Genomic DNA, 20,968 nt, shown 5'->3' with positions numbered 1-20,968 from the left:
CGCGCCGCCAGGATCGGATGCGGCCCCTGTCATGGCGGCCTTGCGCGGGCCCGGCGCGATGGGCAGCGGCGAACGCAGGGACACGAACGCCGGGACAGGAACGCCAGGACAAGGCGTGCCCGTGCCGGGCCATACCCATCGTCAACCAGGAGGAGAGGAACGACGCGCGGATACGCGCCCGTACCGGAGCATAAGATGAACGACAAACAAGATGCCCATTCCCACGCGTATGCGCCGCGCCTGCCCTCGCGCCGCGCGCTGATCCGCGGCCTGGCGGCCGCCCCCTTCGCCGCGCTGATCTGGCGCGCGGCCCGCGCGGACGACTTCGCCGGCAAGCCCGTGCGCCTGGTGATACCGTTCCCCGCCGGCGGATCCTCCGACACGCTGGGCCGGGTCGTCGCCAATGCACTGTCGCAACAACTCAAGCAGACGGTGATCGTGGAAAACCGCGGCGGCGCGGGCGGCAACATTGCCGCCGATTACGTCGCCCGCGCGCCCGCCGACGGCCACACGCTGTTGATGGCGGGCCAGGCCATCATGGCCATCAACCAAAGCCTGTACAAGCACCTCAGCTACGATCCCGCCACCTTTCCCTACATCGGCATGATGGGCGACAACGCCAACGTGCTGCTGGTCAATGAACTGACCCTGCCGGTCAGGAGCGTGGCCGAACTGGTGGAACGCGCCAAGGCCAAGCCGCGCGAGATTCCCTTCGGCTCCAACGGCGTGGGATCGCTCAGCCACTTGACGACGGAATTGCTGGCCAGCTCGGCGGGCGTGAAGTTCCTGCACGTGCCCTATCAGGGCGCGGCGCCGCTGGCCACCGACCTGCGCGCCGGGCGCATCGCTTTCTGCTTTACCGGGTCGACCCTGGCGGTGGCGCTGGCCAAAAGTGGAAACCTGCGTCCCCTGGCCGTGACGACCGCCGTTCGCCTGCCGCAGTTGCCCGATGTGCCGACCCTGGTTGAATCCGGCTACCCCGCGCTGGACGCCCCGTCGTGGTGGGCGGCCGTCGCCACGCCAGGCACGCCGACGGCGACGGTGGCCATGCTGCAAAAGGCCTTCGCCGCCGCCACCGGCACGCCCCAGTACCAGGAAGCGCTCAAGCAGCAAGCCACGCTGCCGCATCCGATGACGCCGGAAGCAGCCCGTGTTTTCCTGGCCGCCGAGCGCAGGAAATGGGCCGCCGCGGTGAAGTCGAGCGGCGCGTCCGTGACGTCGTAGGGAATGTTCGCGTAAAGACCACTCGGAAGAGGAGCTTTCCGTTTATGGCTGAAAATATTGCTGCAGGCGAGTCAGGATAGGCACGAGTTCGCGAATGTGGAGCTCGCCGATCACCCCATCCAGGCGCGACCGATCCAATACCCGCACCTGGTGGATTAAAGCGAAACCCCTGATACCGCCGGTCGTTACGGGAATACGGACGGCATCCGCTTCCCCTTTTGTGGTCACCGGAACTACCGTTACTATCCTGGCGCCTGTGACCCGATTGATCGCATTTGGCGACACGATGACGCATGGGCGTCGCCCAGCCTGTTCACTTCCTACCGTAGGATCAAAGTCGACCCAGTACGTTTGCCCGCGACGAATCTCGGCGGCGATTGCCGTGTTGAGTTGCATACTGCTCCCGATTAGAACTTGCCATCCTCTGGCAATACGTCGGGAATCAACAAGGGGTCGAGCGTGTCTGTCTCGATCTGTTTGCGAATCGCAGCCCCAAATCCAAAGGGGTCGTCGTCCTCTGTCGCTGGACGCAACCGCAACTCGCCAGCTATCTTTTCGACTTCTATGCCTTGGCTGAAGTCCAAGCCTTCAAGAAGAGACTTAGGAAACAGGACGCCCTGTGAATTCCCGATTTTGCGGAGTGTCAGCCGCGTGATGACGTGCTCCAAAGTTTCAGACATGGCATTCTCCTTCTCATGCAATTCGGACCTTTACGGAAGGCCCAAGACCCGCGCCGCAATAACGCTACCCCTTCGTTGCAAAGACGGTTAACCACAGCGCACCCGTCTTTCAGGGTGGTAGGGACATTTTGGGAGGGGACTTTTTCCAAAACTTCCCGACAGCGTCGAGATGCCCTCCATCGGCATGCGCCCATATGCCGCGCAGCCGTTATAACGCGTGGAATTTAACGCGTTAGAACATGATAGGAAAGTCATAGGTCGGAGTCAACCCCCGTCTAGCGGCTCGGAAAGGCTCCCCCTTCGTGCCAAGGGTCGCGTAGCATGGGCCGCCACGCTCAGGTCTCGCTCCATTCCCGCAGCAGGTTGTGATAACAACCCACCAATTTGCTGCGCGCGACGGGGTCGCCCTGGGTCTGGTTCAGGCGCTGGATGGCATTGTCCAGGTCGTACAGCATGCTGCGCCGGGCGTCTTCGCGGACCAGGCTTTGCACCCAGAAGAAACAGCCCAGGCGCGTGCCCCGCGTGATCGGCGTGACCTGGTGCAGGCTGCTGGCCGGATACACCACCATGTCGCCCGCATCCAGCTTGACGCTGTGCAGGCCATAGGTATCGTGCACCTGGAGTTCGCCGCCGTCATATTCCGAAGCGTCGCTCAGGAACAGCGTGATGGAGACATCGGTGCGCACCTTGCGCCCGGTGTGCGGATGGATGCGCACGCCGCCATCCACGTGCGCGCCGAACGTCATGCCCACGCCGTACCGGTTCACCATGGGCGGATACGCCACGTTGGGCAGTACCGCGCTGATGAACGCGGGATTGCGCTCCACCGCGCCCAGCACGATGTCCTGCACGCGATGGGCCACGCCGGACTGCTCGTCGATCTGCTGGTTGAACTTGACGGCCGCGCCCTGGTAGCCGGCCGAGACCTTGCCGTCCACCCACGCGGGACCCGCGTTATCCAGCAGATCCCGCAGGGCCCGCACCTGCACGGCATTCAGAACCTTGGGTATGGTGATCAGCATGGTCGATCCGGCGGCCGCGCCGGCCTATTGAAGATGGTACGAAAGGGTCAGCATGGCGGTACGGCCCGAGCCGGGCACCGAGCGCCCGCCGTCCGAGGGGATCAGCGCGTCGTAGTAGTGCTTGTCGAAGATGTTGAACAGGTTCAGGCGCACGTCGTATTTGGGCTGGTGCCAGGCCACCGTGCCGTCCCACCGCGTGTAGCCGCCGACCTCCACCGCATCGGTGTTGGCGGCATAGCGGGACGACGTGTACACCGGGCCGCCGCCCACTTCCCAGTCCTTCAGGAACTGGTATGTCGTCCATAGGTTGAACGTGTTCTTCGGCGTGTTGGCGGGCGTGTTGCCCTGGGTGCCGTCCGCCGCTTCGGTGATTTCGGCGTTCAGGTAGGTATAGGCGGCGTAGACCTGCCATTGCTTCGTCAGGTGGCCCGAGGCCCCCGCGCGCACGCCGTTGACGCGGACGGTGCCGTCCAGCTCGTAGACGCCCGGGCTGATCTGCGTGCGCGCGTTTTCTTTCTTGATCTGGAAGACCGCCGAGTTCAGCGAGAGGTTGCCGTCCAGCAGGTCCCACTTGCCGCCCAGTTCGTACGATCTATTCGTTTCGGGTTGCAGGTCGTCCTGCCCCACCGTTGCCGTCAGTTGCTCCAGCGAGGGATTGAACGAGGTGCCGTACGAGATGTAGTAGGACTGCCAGTCGCTGGGTTGCCAGATCGCGCCCGCGCGCACGCTGGTGTAGTGCACGGTCTGGTCCGCCTCGGCCGGCGTGGTGCTGCGCGGTATGGAGTTGGTGACGGTGGCTTGGTAGCGGTCCCAGCGCAGGCCGCCCACCAGCTTGAACTGGCGCGTCAGTTCGATCGTATCGTTGGCATAGACGCCGACCGTATTCGCGGAGCCGGTGGCGAAATTACCGGGTACCTCGGGCAGGTCCGCCGAGGTATGTGTCGGGTCCACCATCGGCGTGCATCCGACGAAGCCGCTGTTCAGCGTGAACCCGTCGCAGGTACCGGTACGCGCATAGGCCTGGTTGCTGTAGTGGTCGTGGCCGAGCTCGATCCCGGTCAACAGGGTGTGCTTTACCGAACCGGTGTCGAACTTGGTGGTGAGTTCGGTCTGGTTGAAGATGGACTCGTCATGGATGACGCGATCGTGGCTTTGCTGCAGTATCCACAGGTCATCCAGCGGCAGATCGGTGACGTTGCCGGCGGGCAGTTGCTGGAAGCCCCTGGGCCCCAGCGTGCCGACGGCCTGCGGCGCGGTTTCGCGCGCGTCGGTACGCACGTTGTTGTACTGGGTCTGGTTGCGCAGCACGACGTCGGGCGTGAACTTGTGCTGCACCGATGCATTGACCATCGCGATATCCTGCATCGTGCGATCGTCGTGGAAGCCATACGCGGTGTTGCGTCCGACCCCGGCGGGATGGCCGTTGACCGACTGCACGCCGTAGTCCGCCATGTCGTCGTTATGCTGCAGCAAGGCCGACAACGTCACTTCCGTCGGCGTACCGATGCCGAAGCGGAACGAAGGCGCGGCGCCGAAGTCCTTCACATGGGATTGGTCGCGCGTGGTCGCGTCGCCGTTCTGCGCCATGCCATTGAAGCGGAACGCCGACGTATCCGACAGCTGCATGTTGGTATCGACGGTGGACCGCGTCAGGCCATTGGTCGTGACCGATGCGCTGACGTCGGTGAAATCGGCCAGCTTGGGCTTCTTGCTGACCTGATTGATGATGCCGCCCGTGGAGCCGCGCCCGAACAGCATGGAGGACGGTCCCATCAATACCTCGACTTCGTCCAGGTCGAAGGTGTCGCGGTAGTACTGGCCGCGATCGCGGAAACCATCCAGATAGATGTCGGTCCGCGCCGAGAAGCCGTTCAGGTTGATGTTGTTGCCTATCGTGCCGCCCTCTGCCGCGCCCAGCGTGATGCCGGCCACGTTGCGCAGCGCGTCCTGCAGGGAGTTCGCGCCTTGGGACTGCATCAGCGCCTTGTTCACCACGGTCACGGATTGCGGCACGTCGTGCAGGTCCACTCCCAACCGGGGCAATGAGGATTGCTGCGTATTGAAGTCATCCGACGGTGCGGCGCCGTTGACCTGGACCGTGCCCAGCGTGGTGACCGGCGTGGCGGCGGAACTCGTCGGCGCGGCGGTCGCGGCCTGCGCGTAGACCGGGACGGGACAAGCGAATACGGCCAGGACGGCCGCGGCTATCGGTGTCAGCTGCTTCATGGAAAAGGCGTCGCGCAAAGTGTCGGAACCTGGCGGCCGCGCTTCTCGCGGCAGCTCCAGGGCGTTTAATTGCGGCGAATGCTAACCATTCCTAATTCCATTATCAAAATCTTTTTCAAATCTGTCGGAAGGCTTTGCCTGCGCTGTCGACATACTGAACGCGGAGCGAAAGAACGCGCCTTTATGCCTCGAACAGGCCGCGCTCGTCGGCGAATAGCCGGATCAGGTAATCGACCACCGTGCTGACCGCCGGGTTCTTGCGGTCCTGCCGGCGCGTCAGTATCCATATGCCGCGCGGCGGCATGACCGGATCCAGGCGGCAGAGGCGCAGCGCGGGGTCCTGGCGTCCGATGTAGTGCGGCAGCATCGCCAGGCCCACGCCCGCGCGCGCGGCGATGGCCTGGGCGACGTGGTTGTTGGCGCGGAACGCCACCCGCGCCTGCGGATATTCGCGGGCCAGCCAGGCCGCATCGGGCAGATAGGCGTTGATCTCGTCGAAGCCCACCAGTACCGGCGCCGCGCCGTCCTCGACCGGCTTGCAGACGTCCGGCGTGCCGTAAAAGCCATACGCTATCGTCCCCAACGGTTTGGCGATGAAATCGCCATCCTGCGGACGGTCCAGGCGGATGGCGATATCCGCCTCGTGACGTTCCAGGCTGACGGCGCGCAGATCCGTGGCCAGGTCTATGTCCAGGCCGGGGTAAAGCACCGGCAGCGCCGCCAGCCGACCGATCAGGAAGCCCAGCGACAGGGCCGGCGAGGCATTGACGCGCACCCGCCCCTTCGGCGTTTCGTCCGCGCCGCCGCGTGCCAGCGTTTGCACCGCCGCTTCCATATCGCCGGCCGCCGCCAGGGCACGCGCACCCGCCGGGGTCAGGATGTAGCCCTCCGGCCGGCGCTCCACCAGCTTCTCGCCCAGCGTGGCCTGCAAGGACCCGATGCGGCGCGCGATGGTGGCATGGTTGACGGACAAGGCGCGCGCCGCGGCCGACAGGCTGCCGTGACGGCCCAGCGCCAGGAAGACGCGCACGTCCTCCCAATCGACCTCTGTGCGTTTTTTCTCAGCCATTGCGCGCGAATAGCGGATTCCGCGAAAAAGGTCACAAGCTTAGGCTACGTCCCATGCCGAATCAATACGGAGCCAGCCCGACACGGGCACCGCGCATCCGGTCGGCACACCGACAACCCACGCAAGGAAAACATCATGGATACCCAGCAAAAAGTCGCCATCGTCACCGGTGCGTCGCAAGGCATCGGCGCCGGCCTCGTGCAGGCCTATCGCGCGCAAGGCTATGCCGTCGTGGCGAACTCACGCAACATCGAGGCGGGCGCCGACGACGGCGTCATCGCCGTCCCCGGGGACATCGCCGACCGTGCCGTGGCGCGGCGGGTCGCGGACATCGCCATCGAGCGATTCGGCCGCATCGACACGCTGGTCAACAACGCCGGCATCTTCATCAGCAAGCCCTTTACCGAATACACGGCGGAGGACTTCGACAAGGCCATCGGCGTGAACCTGGGCGGCTTCTTCCACATCACGCAGTTCGCCCTGGCGCGGATGCTGGAGCGCGAGCACGGCCACATCGTGCAGATCACGACCGCGCTGGTCGAACAGCCGCTGGCCAATGTGCCGGCCGGCCTGGCCAGCCTGACCAAAGGCGGCCTGGCCGCGGTGACACGCGGCCTGGCCATCGAGTACGCCGGCCGGGGCATCCGGGTGAACGCCGTCGCGCCCGGCATCATCAGGACGCCGATGCACCCGCCGGAAACCCATGCCTTCCTGAGCGGTTTGCATCCGGTCGGCCGCATGGGCGATATCCAGGACATCGTCGATGCCGTTCTATACCTGGAGCGGGCCGGCTTCGTCACCGGCGAAACGATCGACGTCGACGGCGGCCAGCACGCGGGCCGCTGGTAATCCAGCCTATCCATGCAGCCCCGGCGCCGGCCGGGGCACATTCCGGAGACCAGCCATGCCATACGTGAATATCAAGGTGACCCGCGAAGGCACCGCCCCGGGGGCGACCGCCACGACGGCGGAACAGAAGGCCGCGCTGATCAAGGGCGTCAGCGAACTATTGCTCGACGTCATGGGCAAGCCCTTGAACAGCACATTCGTCGTGATCGAGGAAGTCGAAATGGAAAACTGGGGCGTGGGCGGCGTGCCGACGCCCGAGTACCGCAAACGCCTGCGGGAACAGGAACGTCAGGGGAAATAGGCCCTGGACGCGCGGGTCCGGAGCCTGTCCGCGCAACGCGCGCCGACCCGCGCGCTTATTCGCCCTTGATGCCGGCCTTGCGAATCACATCGGTCCACTTGTTCATTTCGGCGTCGATGAACTTGGCGAACGCGGCGGCATTTCCGGGGTATGGCTCCATGCCCTGCGCCAGCAGCTTGCGCTGTATGTCCTGGTCCTGGAGCGCCGCATTGATTTCCGTATCCAGTCGGTTGACGATGGGCGCGGGCACGGCGGCCGGCGCCATGAAACCGTACCAGCCGGACGCGACCACATTCGGCAAACCCTGCTCGCGCAAGGTCGGCGCCTGCGGATAGATTTTGCTGCGCGTCTCCGACGCCACGCCCAGGACGCGCAGGCGGCCGCTTTCGACATGCGGCAGCGCCGCCGTGATGGCGGTCAACGTGGCATCCAGCCGGCCGGCCAGCAAATCGGTATAGGCCATGACATCGCCGCGATACTGCACCGACAGGCCCTTGACGTTGGCATCCCGCAGGAAAAGCTCCGCCGCCAGATGCGGCAGGGATCCCGTGCCGGGCGTGCCGAAGGTCAGCCCATGCGGCTGCGACTTCCCATAGGCGATCAGCTCCTGCGCGGTCTTGGCCGGAGACTGCGCATTGACCACCAGGAACAGCGGGACGGTCGCGGCCATGGCGATGGCCTGCAGGTCCTTGCGCGGGTCGTAGCCCAGCTTGCCGTACAGGGCTTCCAGCGTCGAATAAGGCGCCGCGGCATACAGCAAGGTATAGCCGTCGGCCGGCGCATGGGCGACGTACTCGTTGCCCAGCCGGGTGCCCGCCCCCGCCTTGTTCTCGACGATGAAGGACTGCCCCAGCCGCCGGCCCAGGTATTCGGCGAACAGCCGCGCCGACAGGTCGTTGGGACCGCCCACGCCGTAGGGCGAGACGATCCTGACGGGACGGGCAGGCCAGCCGTCCTGGGCGAATACGCGCGGTGCCGCGCCCGCGCACAGGCCTGCGGCCGCCGCCCCCAGCAGCGTCCGTCGGGTCATTTTCATGGATGTCTCCTGCATTTTCGAATAGGAATCGCGGCCCGTCCGCCATCGGGACGGCGGGAACGGGACGCCAGCTTGGAGTGGCGATGATAGAGGGCCGAATCTATTAGGACAATTTTCATTTTCTTGATGACTTAAAGGCTAAAGTTATAAATTGCGCGAGTCGCGCCACAGTCATGCGAAGGAGGCCCCATGGCGATCGAGGTAACGCTGCGGCAACTGCGCGCATTCCTGACGGTGCTGGAATGCGGCAGTTTTTCGGAGGCGGCGGAGAACATGCATTTATCGCAGGCGGCACTGAGCGGCCTGGTGAAGGAACTGGAGAGCCGCCTGGGCGTGCGCCTGCTGGACCGCAACACCCGCAGCGTCGGTGCCTCGGAGGTGGGCGCCGCGTTCGAACCCATGGTGCGCCGGGTGCTGGCCGACCTGGACGAGGCCCTGGAAGGCGTCAGCAATCTGAAGGAACTGCGGCGCGGTCTTGTGCGCGTCGCCGCCCCCGAACCCCTGTCGTGCACGCTGCTGCCCGAATTGATCTCCAGCTATGGCGCGAGCCATCCGGGCGTCGAGGTGCGATTCGACGATGTGCCCATCGAACAGGTCCTGGCCAATCTGCATAACGGCGGCGCGGACATCGGCTTCGGGCCGGCCGGCGTGTTGGCGGACGAGGCCATCGAAGCCCACGTCATCCGCGCGGACCCGCTATGGGCCGCGCTGCGCCGCGACGACCCGCTTACGGACGACGAGACGGTCAGCTGGAAAGCCCTGCGCGACCGGCCGCTGGTCAACTACATGCCCAACCTGGCGGTAAATGTCCTGAGCAATGTGCCGCCGCGCCACCATCCCCGGGACATCGTGCCCGTGCATCGGGTCAACACCGCGCTTTCCCTGCTGCGGGTGCGCCCGGGATACGTGATCTGTCCGTCGATGGCGCGATCGCTGGTGGAAGGGTTCGGCCTGGAGTTCCGGCCCATCCGCCAGCCCACGGTCACGTGGCGCATCGCGATTTTCGTCCGGCCGCGCGCCTCGCTGTCGCCGGCGGTCGAGCGCTTCCTGGATTTCACCCTGGAGAGCGCGAAAAGCTGGGACGAGGGCAAAGCGTAGACACCCCGGCAAGCGCCCGTCGGCCGCCCCGGCGCGGTCGCTCAACTAATAAGATCAGCTTATAGAAAGTTCGGAAAACTCAGTTTGCCTGATAAGAATCGGGCGGGTATCTTGGCCGGTCCCCGGGATGCTTCACAGGCATCCCCAGCCGCGCCGCGCAGGCGGCGCGCCCTGTTCGACGCCACGCTGCCCATGACTTCGCCAGACCTCGATTCCTTCCTGTCGCCCCGCTCCATCGCCATCGTCGGCGCTTCGACCCAACCGGGCAAGATCGGCGCGGTACCTGTCCGCTACCTGATCGAACACGGCTACGCCGGCGATATCTTCCCGATCAATGCCCGCGCAGAGCAGGTGCAGGGCCGGCGCGCCTACCCCTCGCTGCGCGAGGTCGGCAGTCCTATCGATTTGGCCATCTTCGCCATTCCGGCATCCGGCGCGATGGCGGCCCTGGACGACGCCATCGCCGCGCAGGTGAAAAACATCGTCATGTTCTCCGCCGGCTTCGCCGAGATGGGCCCGCAGGGGGAACAGGCGCAGCGCGAGTTCGCCGGCCGCGCGCGGGCGGCCGGCATCCGTGTGCTGGGACCGAACTGCCTGGGCTTCATGAATGTCGCCCGCTCCGTTTTCGCGACCTTCTCTCCCGTCGTGTCGACCGGCCTGATCGAATCCGGCAAGGTCGGCATCGTCAGCCAGAGCGGCGCCTTCGGGGCCTATGCCTATGCCATGGCGCGCGAGCGCGGTATCGGACTGTCGGCCTGGGTCACCACCGGCAATGAATCGGACATCGATGTGGCCGACTGCATCGCGTGGATGGCGCGCGACCCGGCCACGCGCGTGATCATGGCTTACCTGGAAGGATGCCGCGACGGCGCGAAGCTGCGCCGCGCGCTGGACCTGGCGAGGGCCGCCGGCAAGCCGGTGGTGGCCGTCAAGGTGGGCCGCACCGCGCTGGGCGCCATGACGGCGGCCTCGCATACCGCCGCGCTGGCCGGCGATGACGCCGTGTACGACGCGCTGTTCCGCCAGCACGGCGCTTATCGCGCGCGCTCGATAGAAGAGTTCTTCGATGTCGCGCACGCACTGGCGGTCGCGGGGCTGCCCCCCAACACGCAGGTTGGCCTGTTGACCGTGTCCGGCGGCGTGGGTGTGATGATGGCCGACGACGCGGCCGAGGCCGGCCTGGACGTCGCGGAGCTGCCCGCGGCGGCGCAGGAGCGCATTCGCGCCCGCGTACCGTTGGCGGCCACCCGCAATCCCGTGGACATCACCGGCCAGGTGACCGCCGAACCGGATCTGCTGGAGGCCACCGCCAGGACGATGCTGGAAGCGGGCCATGGCAGTTTGCTGATCTTCCTCGCGGCCTTCGGCGGCACGCCGGCCATGCAGCCCTTGCAGCGGCAGTTGGCGCGCGACCTGCGGCGCGATTTCCCCGGACGGCTGGTGATCTTCAGCACCTTGTCCGACGCCGCCCAGCAGCGCGCGCTGGAAGCCGAGGGCTGCCTGGGTTTCGCCGACCCGGCCCGCGCGATCCGGGCGATGGCCGCCGCCTGCTTTTTCTCCGCCGCATTCGGATCCGCAACCGCCGCCGAATCCGGGGTGGAAGCCAGCGGCAACGCCGCCGCGGCGACCACGGCAACGATCGAAAGCACGCAATCCCTGGCCCTGCGCGCGGGTACCTATAACGAGGCCGACGCGCTGGAATTGCTGCGCGACGCGGGCATCCCGACCGTCCCGTTTCATCGCGCGCGCAGCCGCGATGAGGCGGTGGCCGGCGCACGCGCGCTCGGCTTTCCGGTTGCGCTGAAAATCCTTTCGGCCGACATCACGCACAAGAGCGATATCGGCGGCGTCATCCTGAACGTGCGCGACGGCGAAGAAGCTGGCGCGGCCCACGCCCGCATCCTCGCGTCGGCGGCTGCCGCGGCGCCCGGCGCACGGGTCGACGGTGTGCTGGTCGCGCGCATGATCCACGGCGGCGTCGAGTGCATACTGGGCGCGCGCCGCGACCCGGCCCTGGGCGTCGTGGTGATGCTGGGCTCGGGCGGCGTGAACGTCGAACTATTGGGCGACGTCGCGCTGCGGCTGGCGCCGATCGGCCTGGACCAGGCCCGCGGCATGATCGACGAATTGAAGACCGCGCCGTTGCTGCGCGGATTCCGCGGCGCGCCGCCCGCGGACGTCGACGCCCTGGCCCATGCCATCGTGCGGCTCGCCGATTTCGCGCTGTCCGCGGGCGATACCCTGGCGTCGGTCGAGTTGAATCCTTTCGTCGTCCTGCCCCAGGGCCAGGGCGCCCTCGCGCTGGATGCGGTCCTGCTCACCGCGCCCCCGGCGTCCGAGGCCGTGCGCCAGAGCGTCACGATGACCCTTCCCCTGTTCGAGATGGCGCGCATGCGCGCCGCGAACACCGCGCGCAAGCATCCCGTGCAAGGCTACGCCGGCGACAACCCGGCCTCGCGCATGCGCTGGGTCAACCAGTTCACGCACACCCGGCGCCTGCGCGGGCCGGACGACAAGGAAGTGGTCACGCCGAATAACGACACGCTGTTCACCAATGCCTGGCTGGATCTTTCCGCCGGGCCGCTGGTCATCGACGTGCCGGCGATGGGCGGCCGCTATTGGGTGCTCGGCTTCCTGGACGCATGGACGAATCCCTGGGCCTATGCCGGGCGGCGGACCACCGGCGGCCAGGCGCAGCGCCTGTTCGTGCACGGGCCCGGCTGGCAGGGTAAGGCCCCCGCCGGCATGCACGTCATCGCCGCGCCCAGCGACGACGTCTGGGTGATCGGGCGGATCCTTGTCGACGCCAACGCGGAGGATCTGGCGGCGGTGCACGCGCTGCAGGACCGCTTCGCCATCACGCGCCTGGACGGCACGCCCGCGCTGTCGCGTGTCGATACCCTGATAGAAGATCGTGGCGCCGGCGTGCCGCGCGCGGAAGAATACCTGCGCGTGCTGGAGACCATGCTCGTGCGCAATCCCTCCGCCCACCCCCTGCCGGCCTGGCCCGTGCCGCCCGACGTGCTGCAGGCCGCGCTGACGCAGGTCTATACCGAACTGCGGAATGTCGCCCAGGCCTCTGAACTGGGCGGCGGCTGGACCACCGCCGTCAGCGTGCGCCGCAGCTTCGGCGATGACTTCACGACGCGCGCCCGCGTGGCGCGCAACTGGATCGGGACGCTGGGGATCGAGGAGGCGATGTACATCATGGCCGAAGTCGACGACAGCGGTTCGGCCTTGAGCGGCGCGCATCGCTACGTCTTGCGCTTCCCGCCGGGCGGCTTGCCCAAGGTCGGCTCGTTCTGGTCCATCACGCTCTATCGCCGCAGCGACTGCCTCCTGGTGGCCAACCCGATCGGGCGGCATTCCATCGGCGACCGCACGCCGGGCCTGCGGCCGGACGCCGACGGCGGGCTTGCCATCCACATCCAGGCCGACGACCCGGGCCCGGGAAAGAACTGGCTGCCCGCGCCGGCCGGGGAAGGCTTCTACCTGACGCTGCGCCTTTACCAGCCGGACCAGGCCCACCTGGACGCCACATTCGACTACCCGCCGGTACGGCGCATCGCCTGAACCGCAGGAGACCCCGCATGCAAAAAGACGTTTATGTCGTCGCCGCCGTCCGCACCGCCATCGGCGGCTTCGGCGGCACCCTGAAGAACACGCCGCCCGCCGAGCTGGCGACCCTGGTCGTGCGCGAAGCCGTCGCGCGCGCCGGCGTCGCGCCGGAAACGGTGGGACATGTGTCGATGGGCACGGTCATCACCACCGAACCGCGCGACATCTACATGAGCCGCATCGCGGCGCTCGATGCCGGGCTGCCGCAAAGTGTCTCGGCGTTCAACATCAACCGCCTTTGCGGTTCGGGCCTGCAGGCCATCGTTTCCTCGGCGCAAGCCGTCGCCGCGGGGGATTGCGAGGTCGCGGTGGGTGCTGGCGCGGAATCCATGTCGCGCGCAGGCTACCTCGCGCCGTCGATGCGCTGGGGCGCGCGCATGGGGGATGGCGTCATGCTGGACCTGATGCTCAACGCGCTGCACGATCCCTTCAACAACATCCACATGGGGATCACCGCGGAGAACGTCGCGCAGCGCTTCGGCATCACGCGCGCGATGATGGACGAGCTGGCGGTCGAGAGCCATCGACGCGCCGCCGCCGCGATCCAGGCCGGCCGCTTCAAGGACCAGATCGTTCCCGTGCGGATCGCGACCCGACGCGGCGACATCCTTTTCGATACCGACGAACACGTAAAGCCCGACACCACGCTGGAAGTGCTGTCCGCGATGAAGCCGGCCTTCAAGCGCGACGGCGGTACCGTCACGGCGGGCAATTCGTCGGGGATCAACGACGGCGCGGCTGCCCTGGTATTGGCCAGCGCCGATGCCGTGAAAGCGCAGCAGCTGGCACCGATGGGCCGCCTGGTCGGCTACGCCTACGCGGGCGTGGAGCCGGCCATCATGGGCACCGGCCCCATCCCGGCCACCCAGGCCGTATTGGCCCGCACGGGATTGAAGGTTGCCGATATGGACGTCATCGAGTCCAACGAGGCCTTCGCGGCACAGGCCTGCGCGGTCATGCGGGCATTGGATTTCGATCCCGCGAAAGTCAACCCGAATGGCTCGGGCATATCGCTGGGACATCCCATCGGCGCCACCGGGGCCATCATCGCCACCAAGGCGCTGTACGAATTGCAGCGTATCCGCGGCCGCTACGCGCTGGTCACCATGTGCATAGGCGGCGGCCAGGGCATCGCCGCCATCTTCGAACGGGTGTGATCCAATCGGCCGGCCGATAACGAACCAAGGGAAAAGCATGTCGAACGGATTGCAGCAACGGGTAGCCATCGTGACCGGTGCCGGTGGCGGTTTGGGACGCGCGCACGCCCTGGAGCTGGCGCGGCACGGCGCCCGCGTGGTGGTCAACGACCTGGGGGAATCCGCCGGCGCCGTGGCCGAGGAGATCCGCCGCGGCGGCGGGCAGGCCATCGCCCACGCCGGCGATGTCAGCCGGTACGAGGACATGGAGGCAATGGCCGCCGCTGCCGTCGCCGCCTTCGGACGCATCGACATCCTGGTAAACAACGCGGGCATCCTGCGCGACCGCACGTTCGCGAAAATGTCGCTCGACGAATTCCGCCTGGTGCTGGACGTCCACGTCATGGGCGCCGTGAACGCCACCAAGGCCGTCTGGGCCGGCATGCGCGAACAGAACTACGGGCGGATCGTCATGACCACGTCGTCCTCCGGACTGTACGGGAACTTCGGGCAATCCAACTACGGGGCCGCGAAAATGGCGTTGGTCGGCCTGATGCAGACCCTGGCGCTGGAAGGCGCCAGCCGCAACGTGCGGGTGAATTGCCTGGCGCCCAGCGCCATCACCGCGATGACCGAAGGCCTGCTGCCGCCCGAAGCGACCGCGGTCCTCACGCCGGAACGCGTCAGCCCCGGCCTGATTGCGCTGGTGGGCGAGGACGCGCCCACGCGCATGATCCTGCTGGCCGGCGGCGGCAGCTTCGAATGCGCGCACATCACCATGACGCAGGGCATCCATATCGCCGATGAGGAAGATCCGGCCGGCACGCTGGGCGCCCGGCTGGACGAGGTGCGGGCGCGGACGGAGCAGGCCGTGCCCGACTCGGGCTGGGAACAGCCCCGCCACGAATTGGCGAAGGCCCAGGCCCGGCAGGGCTGAAGCTCAGGCGCGGACCAGGCCGGTTAGAGGCCGCGGCGCGCCGGCCCGTCCGAACAGCGCGCTTGCCGCGCGCTGCGGATCCAGCGCGAGGCTTTCGGCCGCGACGCCGGCAATCAGCGCATCCAGCGACGTCGTCGGTTTCAGATCGCGGCCTTCGTACAGATCGCCCGGCGCCAGTCCCGGCCAGTCCGCCACCACGCGGCCGCCCGCCAGCGCGCCGCCGGCCAGCATGGCGACGGACCCCTGCCCATGATCGGTGCCGCCGGTGCCGTTGGCGGCCGCCGTGCGGCCGAACTCCGTCGCCACCAGCACCGTGGTCTCGCGCCAATGCGGGCCCAGGCCATCCCGCAAGGCCGCCAGCAGCGTATCCAGCGCCTTCAACTGGGTGGCCAGGCGCGGCGCCTGCGCGCTATGGGTGTCCCAGCCGCCCGTTTCGATCATCGCGATGCGGGGCCCGTCGGGACGCGCGAGGAACTCCGCGGCAAGCTTGCCCAGATGGGCCGGATCCTGCCGCGCGCCCGCATCGCCGGCCAGCCCGCGCGTCTGCATGGCTTGCGCCCACAGCGGCCCCAGCTGCGCATCGTGTTCGTACAGGCCCGACACGCGCGTCAGCAGATCGTCCGGCGCCGGCGGCAATGCGGAGGGCGCATAAGACGTGGCCTGCACGGCACCGCGCAAGGCGGCGGGGATCGTCGTCGCGAAGGCGATGGCTTTCTCCCGGGTGGCGGGCAGCATGGCCACCAGGCGGTTCAGCCAGCCGTCCTTTACCTGGTAGGGCGCGGTACCGCCGGTTTCCAGCACGTTCTGGCCATCGAAGTGCGAACGATCGCGATAGGGCGATGCCACGGCGTGAACGAATAGGGCCTGCCCGGCCGCATACATGCGCGCGGTCTGCGCCAGCGCCGGATGCAGGGCGAACATCCCGTCCAGGCGCGTCGCCGCCGCGGCATCGATCGCCAGGTCGCCCCGTAGGCCAGCATAGGCGGGATCCGCGTACGGCACGACGATGTTCAAGCCATCGGCCGCGCCGCGCTGGATGACGAAGACGAATCGGCGTTCGGTCGCGACGTTGGCGAACACAATACGCGGCGAGGCAATCAGGGTAGCGGCGCCCAGGCCGATAAAGTGGCGGCGGGTCAGCATCGTCTTCATCTCCGTTGGAAATCCGGCGAAACGAGCAGCAGCGCGATCGCGGTCTGGACGCTTTCGGCGCGCCCCACGGCCACGGCGGTGGCCGGACTGATGGATCCGGCCAGCAGCGTGCGCCCCAGCGCGCGCGGGTCTACCTGGCCGCCCACGCGGGCCGCCAGGCGCTGCGCGACGTCGACGCGGCGGACCAGCGCATCGGGCGCGGCCCAGCTGGCCGCGATATCGTCGTAGCCCGCTGGCGAACCGGGGCGCCAGACGGGCTGGCCGAGCTGGGCGAGCAGCGGCGCGGGGCGCAGCTTGCCGGGGCTTTGCCAGCCCAGGCCCCGCATGCAAGAAATCATCCATTCCCAGGGCGTCTTGAATTTGGCGGCGGCGGGCGACCATGCCCGCGGCTCGTCGATCAAGGCGCGGTAGACCGCGGCCAGGTCGCCGCCGCCGCTCAGATAGGCGGCGGCCAGGCGGTCCGTTACGTCGGCCGGCGGATCGTCGGCCACGAAATGGCGGGCCAGCTTGAAAGCGATATGGCGCGCCGTCGCGGGCGAAGCGGCAAGATCGTGCAGGACGGCCAGCGCCTGCTGTTCGCCTTGCTGTGGATAACGGCGCCCCATGACGACGCGGACGCCGGGCTCGTGCAGCCCGGGGCGGAACACGAATGCGCCGGGCACCGCGCCGTCCGTCCGCTGCTCGCGGACGCCCGCGATGCTCCAGCCGGTCAACGCGCGGGCGAATTCGGTCACGTCGGCCTGGGTATAGCCGGTGCGCGCGCCCAGCGTGTGCAGCTCCATGATCTCGCGGGCCAGGTTCTCGTTCAAACCGCGCCGGCGCGCCGGGTCGCGCCGCGCCGCGCGTTCGGCGGCCTTGCTGTCGGGACCCACCGAACGCGTCTGGTCCAGGAACAACTGCATGGCCGGATGCCGCTCGACGGCCACCAGCATGTCCTGGAAGCGGCCCAGCACATGCGGCCGTATCGCCTCTGCCTCGAAGGAGCCCGCCAGCGCGGCCACGGCCGGCTTCTCGGTGGAGACCGCGAAATGGTTGGCCCAGAAATGCACCAGGCGTTCGATGAACGGCGTCGGTGTCGCCAGGGCGCTATCGACGCGCGCGGCGACCGCATCCTGGTAGGTGTCGCGCACATCCATGTTCAGGGACCGGCGCGCGGCCTGTTTGTCGCCGGACGGCGCTTGCGCCACCGCCATGCGCCGCCGGCCCAGGTCGGCGGCCAGCACGGCCGACGCCGGCAGCGACGCCCAGGCGGCGGGCCGCGCATCGTAGCGGTCGAACTGGGCCAGCAGCCACGCCTTGGGATCGGCCGGCGGCGCGTCATCGGCGCGCGCGCCCAGGCCGAAGCGGTTCAGGGCGATCGCCGCCGCGTTCGGCTTCATTGCCTGGGATTGCGCGGGGTCGGCCATGGCGGTGTCCTCGATTACGGATTGACCGGCCGTCGCTGCGCCGCCGCGGGCTCGCGCCACTGGCCCCGCTGCCGCAAACCGTCGACGAACTTCAGGCGTTCTTCCGGGGACAAGGTCGCGGCGAAATCCGCCACGGCGTTCTCCACCTGGGTGCGCAGCGCCGCATCCGCTGCGCGCGTCCTGGCCAACGCCGCATCCAGCGCCGCGCGATCGAGCTGCGGCGCGGCCAGCAGATCCAGCACCTCGCGGCGGGCTTCGCGGCCGCCCCGCGCGTAGTCACGGCCCTGCCGCCGCGCCTCCCTGATCGCATCCAGGAACTGCCGTTGGCGTTCGGGGGAAAGCCGATCCGCCGCGAAACGCAGCGCGACCCGCGCCGCGGGCGCGGCTTCCTGCACGCGCTGCGTCGCGAACCACTGATAGGCACCGCCCGCGATGCCGCCCACCAGGAAAGCGTTCAGGATCAGGGATCCGACCAGGAAGAACTTCCAGCCGCGCCCGTTCATTCTTCGCTCCAATCGGCCACCGGGCTGCCGAAACCCGTCTCCAGCCAGGGCGCGTCATGGTGCGGCGGCGGCGCCGCCGCGACCATCATGGACAAGGACACCGCGCAGGCGCCGGCGAACGCGCCCGCGGCGCCGACACCGGCGAACACCGCGCTGGACCACCAGACCCGGCTGCGCCGCCAGAACGGATGGCGCGCCGGCGCACCCGCCACGATGCGGTCGAACATGGCCCGCGCGGGCGGCGCGACGGCGTGGCTGTCCAGCCACGCATCCAGCGGGGCTGCCTGCGCCAATATCCGATCGGCCTGGATCCGATGCGCCGACGCCCATGCCTGCGCCGCCGCGCGCTCCGCCTCGGGCCACCGGCGGACGTCGGCGCCATAGGCATCCACGATGGTGCGAAATCTTTCAGGTGTCATGACGTGTCTTCCCAATATCGCCAGCGGCCAGTCTTTCCCGCAAGCCGCGCCGTGCCCGCGCCAGCAGGCTTTCCAGCGCGTCCACGGTGATGTCCATCACCGCGGCGGCCTCGATGTTCGACAGCTCCTGGTAGTAAGTCAGGACCAGCGCCTCGCGCTGCCGCGGGGCCAGCGCCGCCAGCGCGGCCTGGACCTGCATATCGCGCGTCCTGGTCTCCACCATCGCATCCGGCCCCGGCCCGGGGTCGGGATGATCCGGCCATTCGTCGACCGGCTCCTCGCGGCGGGCGCGCAGCCGGTCATAGCAAAGATTCATGGCCACGCGATGCAGCCAGGTGTCGAATCGCGCCTCGCCTTCCTTCCAGCGCGGCGCCTGCTTCCATATCCGCACGAACGCTTCCTGCGCGACGTCCTCGGCTTCCATGCGGTCGCCCAGCATGCGCGTCGCGAGCGCCAGCAGGCGCGGCAGCTTGCGGGCGACGAGCTCGCGCACGGCCGACGGGTCTTGCCTGCCGACCCGGGCAACCAGGCCGGCATCGGGGTCGCGTTCGCTCAAAGTGCGGTTTGTACCGTGATAAGAGTCGTCAATAAACGTACACCGGCCGGACGTGGACCGGCCGTGCCGGCACCACGACGCAACCGCTCAACGTGGCGGCGGCCACCAGCAGGATAGCGAGGGTTTTGATCATTTTGGAATCTCCAGGTTCGGAATCCGGCGCGGGTATCGCGCGATTGAAGCAGTGACGATGCGGCGCGGCCTAGGCCCAATGGCCGGGGATCCAATGCCAATTGGGCCCGCGCGCTGCCCAATGGCCGGGCACCCAATGGTGTCCCACGCGCACGGGCCGCCAATGGCCGGCCATCCACACGTAGCGCCCATGGTCCCAGCGCCAATGCCCGCCGTCCCAGACATAGCCGGCGCGCGGCGCGGGGACCACTTCCACCCGTGGCGGCGGCGGCGGGGCCGTGGGCTCCACGATGACCAGCTGGGCGAACGCGGGCGCCGCTGCCGCGAACGCCACGGTCGCGATAAGCGCCTTCAGGGGAACTGCAGGTTTCATGTCGGGCTCCCAGAGCTTCGAGTCCAGGGCAAATCGCCCTGTTTCCCGTTGAACGGACTGAAGCGGGAAATCCCGTCGCCGGCATTTGTAAAAGTGCGTAATGGCCGATCGGCCGGCATGGGGCGGGGGAGACCCGGTTCGATAAGGGGTTGCACGGCTACTATTCACAGGAACTTGTCCCGTTTACTCCACGAGCGCCCCATGGACGGAATCAACACCAAGGTGGAAGTGGTCTCCAACGACACCCCTGAAATAGTGGAAGCATTCGCCAGGCTTTTGCCTCAGTTGTCTCGATCGGCGCCGCCATTGACCTTGGAGCCACTGGATCGGATTGTCTCGTCTCCCTCGAATACGGTTTTCATTGCCAGAAGCGGTTCATCCGGACAAATCGTCGGCACCCTAACCCTCGTTCTCATGCGCATACCCACAGGTCTGCGCGCATGGATCGAAGATGTCGTGGTTGACCAGATGACGCGTGGGACGGGAGCCGGACGCGCATTGGTACAGGCTGCGCTTGACCATGCCGGTCGGGTGCAAGCGCGCACGGTGGACCTCACATCGAACCCTACACGCATCGCAGCCCACAAACTGTACGAGAAAGCCGGTTTCTCGATTCGCGAAACGCGGGTTTATCGCTACCAGCCATGACGCCAACAGGCCGTTCCGACGACGTCTACGCCGATCGACTGAAAACCATTCTGCTGAATGACCCGAGGCGGCGCGAGGTGCTGCTTTGCGTGCGTGCGCTGAATCTTCCGGACTGCTGGATTGGTGCGGGATTCGTCCGCAACGCGATATGGAACGAGCGTGAGCAACGTACGGCACACCACTACCCGGCCGATGTCGATGTCATCTGGTTCGATCCGGAGCGGGCATCCGCGGAGTTTGATTCGGGCATCCAAGACGCGCTGCGCGTCATGAATCCGGATATTGCATGGTCCGTGAAGAACCAGGCACGCATGCACATACGCAATGGCCACGATCGCTATCTATCCTGCGCACATGCGATGGAATTCTGGCCAGAGACCGCGACCGCGGTTGCGGTGCGCTATGCGCAATCCCACGAGTTCGAGTTCCTGGCGCCGTTCGGCTTGAGCGAGCTGTTCGCAGGTATCGTAAGGCCAACACCCTGGGCGCGACGCGACGGCGCGGCCGCATTCGACATACGCTTGCGGGAAAAGAAATGGCTTGAGCGATGGCCATCCCTTCGCGTCCTGCGCGATTGACTGGC

21 protein-coding genes are annotated in these 20,968 nt (G+C 67.4%); 9 read left to right on the top strand and 12 right to left on the bottom strand.

The genetic code is table 11. The annotated features are described in order from the left end of the window. The first annotated feature begins 195 nt into the window (after positions 1-195). Entirely contained in the window at positions 196-1,224 is a 1,029-nt protein-coding gene (locus CAL28_RS04085; RefSeq protein ID WP_094840102.1) for a Bug family tripartite tricarboxylate transporter substrate binding protein, read from the top strand. A 42-nt stretch (positions 1,225-1,266) separates the two neighbouring features. Here the strand turns inward: CAL28_RS04085 and CAL28_RS04080 are convergent, their stop codons facing one another. The 5 genes from CAL28_RS04080 to CAL28_RS04060 all read right to left on the bottom strand — a co-directional run bounded on the left by CAL28_RS04080 (position 1,267) and on the right by CAL28_RS04060 (position 6,221). Further along, complete coding sequence (locus tag CAL28_RS04080) at positions 1,267-1,620, bottom strand: type II toxin-antitoxin system PemK/MazF family toxin (RefSeq protein WP_094840101.1); 354 nt, start codon at positions 1,618-1,620, stop codon at positions 1,267-1,269. A gap of 11 nt (positions 1,621-1,631) precedes the next feature. Beyond that, complete coding sequence (locus CAL28_RS04075) at positions 1,632-1,904, bottom strand: AbrB/MazE/SpoVT family DNA-binding domain-containing protein (protein WP_094840100.1); 273 nt, start codon at positions 1,902-1,904, stop codon at positions 1,632-1,634. Positions 1,905-2,239: 335 nt separating this feature from the next. Continuing rightward, positions 2,240-2,926 carry a Fe2+-dependent dioxygenase gene (locus CAL28_RS04070; protein ID WP_094840099.1) on the bottom strand — a complete coding sequence of 229 codons (687 nt, stop codon included), beginning with the start codon at positions 2,924-2,926 and terminating at the stop codon, positions 2,240-2,242. A gap of 24 nt (positions 2,927-2,950) precedes the next feature. Beyond that, positions 2,951-5,152 (bottom strand): TonB-dependent receptor, encoded by a 2,202-nt coding sequence (locus tag CAL28_RS04065; protein ID WP_094840619.1) that lies wholly within the window; start codon positions 5,150-5,152, stop codon positions 2,951-2,953. 181 nt (positions 5,153-5,333) lie between these two features. Next, the gene (locus CAL28_RS04060; protein ID WP_094840098.1) at positions 5,334-6,221 is read right to left on the bottom strand and encodes a LysR family transcriptional regulator; all 888 of its coding nucleotides are present in this window, start codon (positions 6,219-6,221) and stop codon (positions 5,334-5,336) included. A gap of 135 nt (positions 6,222-6,356) precedes the next feature. Between CAL28_RS04060 and CAL28_RS04055 the strand changes: the two genes are divergently transcribed. Next, positions 6,357-7,070 carry an SDR family NAD(P)-dependent oxidoreductase gene (locus CAL28_RS04055; protein ID WP_094840097.1) on the top strand — a complete coding sequence of 238 codons (714 nt, stop codon included), beginning with the start codon at positions 6,357-6,359 and terminating at the stop codon, positions 7,068-7,070. A gap of 55 nt (positions 7,071-7,125) precedes the next feature. Further along, complete coding sequence (locus tag CAL28_RS04050; RefSeq protein WP_094840096.1) at positions 7,126-7,371, top strand: tautomerase family protein; 246 nt, start codon at positions 7,126-7,128, stop codon at positions 7,369-7,371. A gap of 55 nt (positions 7,372-7,426) precedes the next feature. Here the strand turns inward: CAL28_RS04050 and CAL28_RS04045 are convergent, their stop codons facing one another. Further along, entirely contained in the window at positions 7,427-8,407 is a 981-nt protein-coding gene (locus tag CAL28_RS04045; protein ID WP_094840095.1) for a Bug family tripartite tricarboxylate transporter substrate binding protein, read from the bottom strand. Positions 8,408-8,596: 189 nt separating this feature from the next. Here CAL28_RS04045 and CAL28_RS04040 point away from each other — a divergent pair, with 189 nt between their 5' ends. From CAL28_RS04040 to CAL28_RS04025, 4 genes are all read left to right on the top strand, one after another. Further along, positions 8,597-9,505 carry a LysR family transcriptional regulator gene (locus tag CAL28_RS04040; protein WP_094840094.1) on the top strand — a complete coding sequence of 303 codons (909 nt, stop codon included), beginning with the start codon at positions 8,597-8,599 and terminating at the stop codon, positions 9,503-9,505. 192 nt (positions 9,506-9,697) lie between these two features. After that, a complete protein-coding gene (locus CAL28_RS04035; protein WP_094840618.1) occupies positions 9,698-13,078 on the top strand; it encodes an acetate--CoA ligase family protein in 3,381 nt (1,126 codons plus the stop codon). A gap of 17 nt (positions 13,079-13,095) precedes the next feature. Continuing rightward, positions 13,096-14,280 carry an acetyl-CoA C-acyltransferase family protein gene (locus CAL28_RS04030; protein ID WP_094840093.1) on the top strand — a complete coding sequence of 395 codons (1,185 nt, stop codon included), beginning with the start codon at positions 13,096-13,098 and terminating at the stop codon, positions 14,278-14,280. Between the two features lie 37 nt (positions 14,281-14,317). Then, positions 14,318-15,196 (top strand): SDR family NAD(P)-dependent oxidoreductase, encoded by an 879-nt coding sequence (locus CAL28_RS04025; RefSeq protein ID WP_094840092.1) that lies wholly within the window; start codon positions 14,318-14,320, stop codon positions 15,194-15,196. Between the two features lie 3 nt (positions 15,197-15,199). Here the strand turns inward: CAL28_RS04025 and CAL28_RS04020 are convergent, their stop codons facing one another. The 6 genes from CAL28_RS04020 to CAL28_RS03995 all read right to left on the bottom strand — a co-directional run bounded on the left by CAL28_RS04020 (position 15,200) and on the right by CAL28_RS03995 (position 19,737). Next, positions 15,200-16,348: a DUF1501 domain-containing protein gene (locus CAL28_RS04020; RefSeq protein ID WP_094840091.1), complete on the bottom strand. Its 1,149-nt coding sequence runs from the start codon at positions 16,346-16,348 to the stop codon at positions 15,200-15,202. Continuing rightward, positions 16,345-17,754, bottom strand: coding sequence for a DUF1800 domain-containing protein (locus tag CAL28_RS04015; protein ID WP_254925976.1), 1,410 nt, complete (start codon positions 17,752-17,754; stop codon positions 16,345-16,347). Before CAL28_RS04015 ends, CAL28_RS04020 begins: the two co-directional genes overlap by 4 nt. A gap of 14 nt (positions 17,755-17,768) precedes the next feature. Further along, a complete protein-coding gene (locus CAL28_RS04010) occupies positions 17,769-18,257 on the bottom strand; it encodes a periplasmic heavy metal sensor (RefSeq protein WP_094840090.1) in 489 nt (162 codons plus the stop codon). Beyond that, on the bottom strand, positions 18,254-18,676 hold the full coding sequence (locus tag CAL28_RS04005) for a hypothetical protein (RefSeq protein ID WP_094840089.1): 423 nt from the start codon (positions 18,674-18,676) through the stop codon (positions 18,254-18,256). Before CAL28_RS04005 ends, CAL28_RS04010 begins: the two co-directional genes overlap by 4 nt. Beyond that, positions 18,666-19,265 (bottom strand): RNA polymerase sigma factor, encoded by a 600-nt coding sequence (locus tag CAL28_RS04000; RefSeq protein WP_254926024.1) that lies wholly within the window; start codon positions 19,263-19,265, stop codon positions 18,666-18,668. Before CAL28_RS04000 ends, CAL28_RS04005 begins: the two co-directional genes overlap by 11 nt. A 169-nt stretch (positions 19,266-19,434) precedes the next feature. Further along, positions 19,435-19,737 (bottom strand): YXWGXW repeat-containing protein, encoded by a 303-nt coding sequence (locus CAL28_RS03995; protein ID WP_094840087.1) that lies wholly within the window; start codon positions 19,735-19,737, stop codon positions 19,435-19,437. A gap of 201 nt (positions 19,738-19,938) precedes the next feature. Here CAL28_RS03995 and CAL28_RS03990 point away from each other — a divergent pair, with 201 nt between their 5' ends. Then, positions 19,939-20,385 carry a GNAT family N-acetyltransferase gene (locus CAL28_RS03990; RefSeq protein WP_094840086.1) on the top strand — a complete coding sequence of 149 codons (447 nt, stop codon included), beginning with the start codon at positions 19,939-19,941 and terminating at the stop codon, positions 20,383-20,385. Then, on the top strand, positions 20,382-20,963 hold the full coding sequence (locus tag CAL28_RS03985) for a nucleotidyltransferase family protein (RefSeq protein ID WP_094840085.1): 582 nt from the start codon (positions 20,382-20,384) through the stop codon (positions 20,961-20,963). The genes CAL28_RS03990 and CAL28_RS03985 overlap by 4 nt, the downstream gene beginning before the upstream one ends. The last annotated feature ends 5 nt before the right edge of the window (positions 20,964-20,968 follow it).

The sequence above is a fragment of the Bordetella genomosp. 11 genome (genome assembly GCF_002261215.1).
In the GTDB taxonomy this organism is placed as follows: domain Bacteria; phylum Pseudomonadota; class Gammaproteobacteria; order Burkholderiales; family Burkholderiaceae_B; genus Bordetella_C.
Note: the sequence above shows the minus strand (reverse complement) of the source record. Positions and strands in the feature narration are given on the sequence as shown.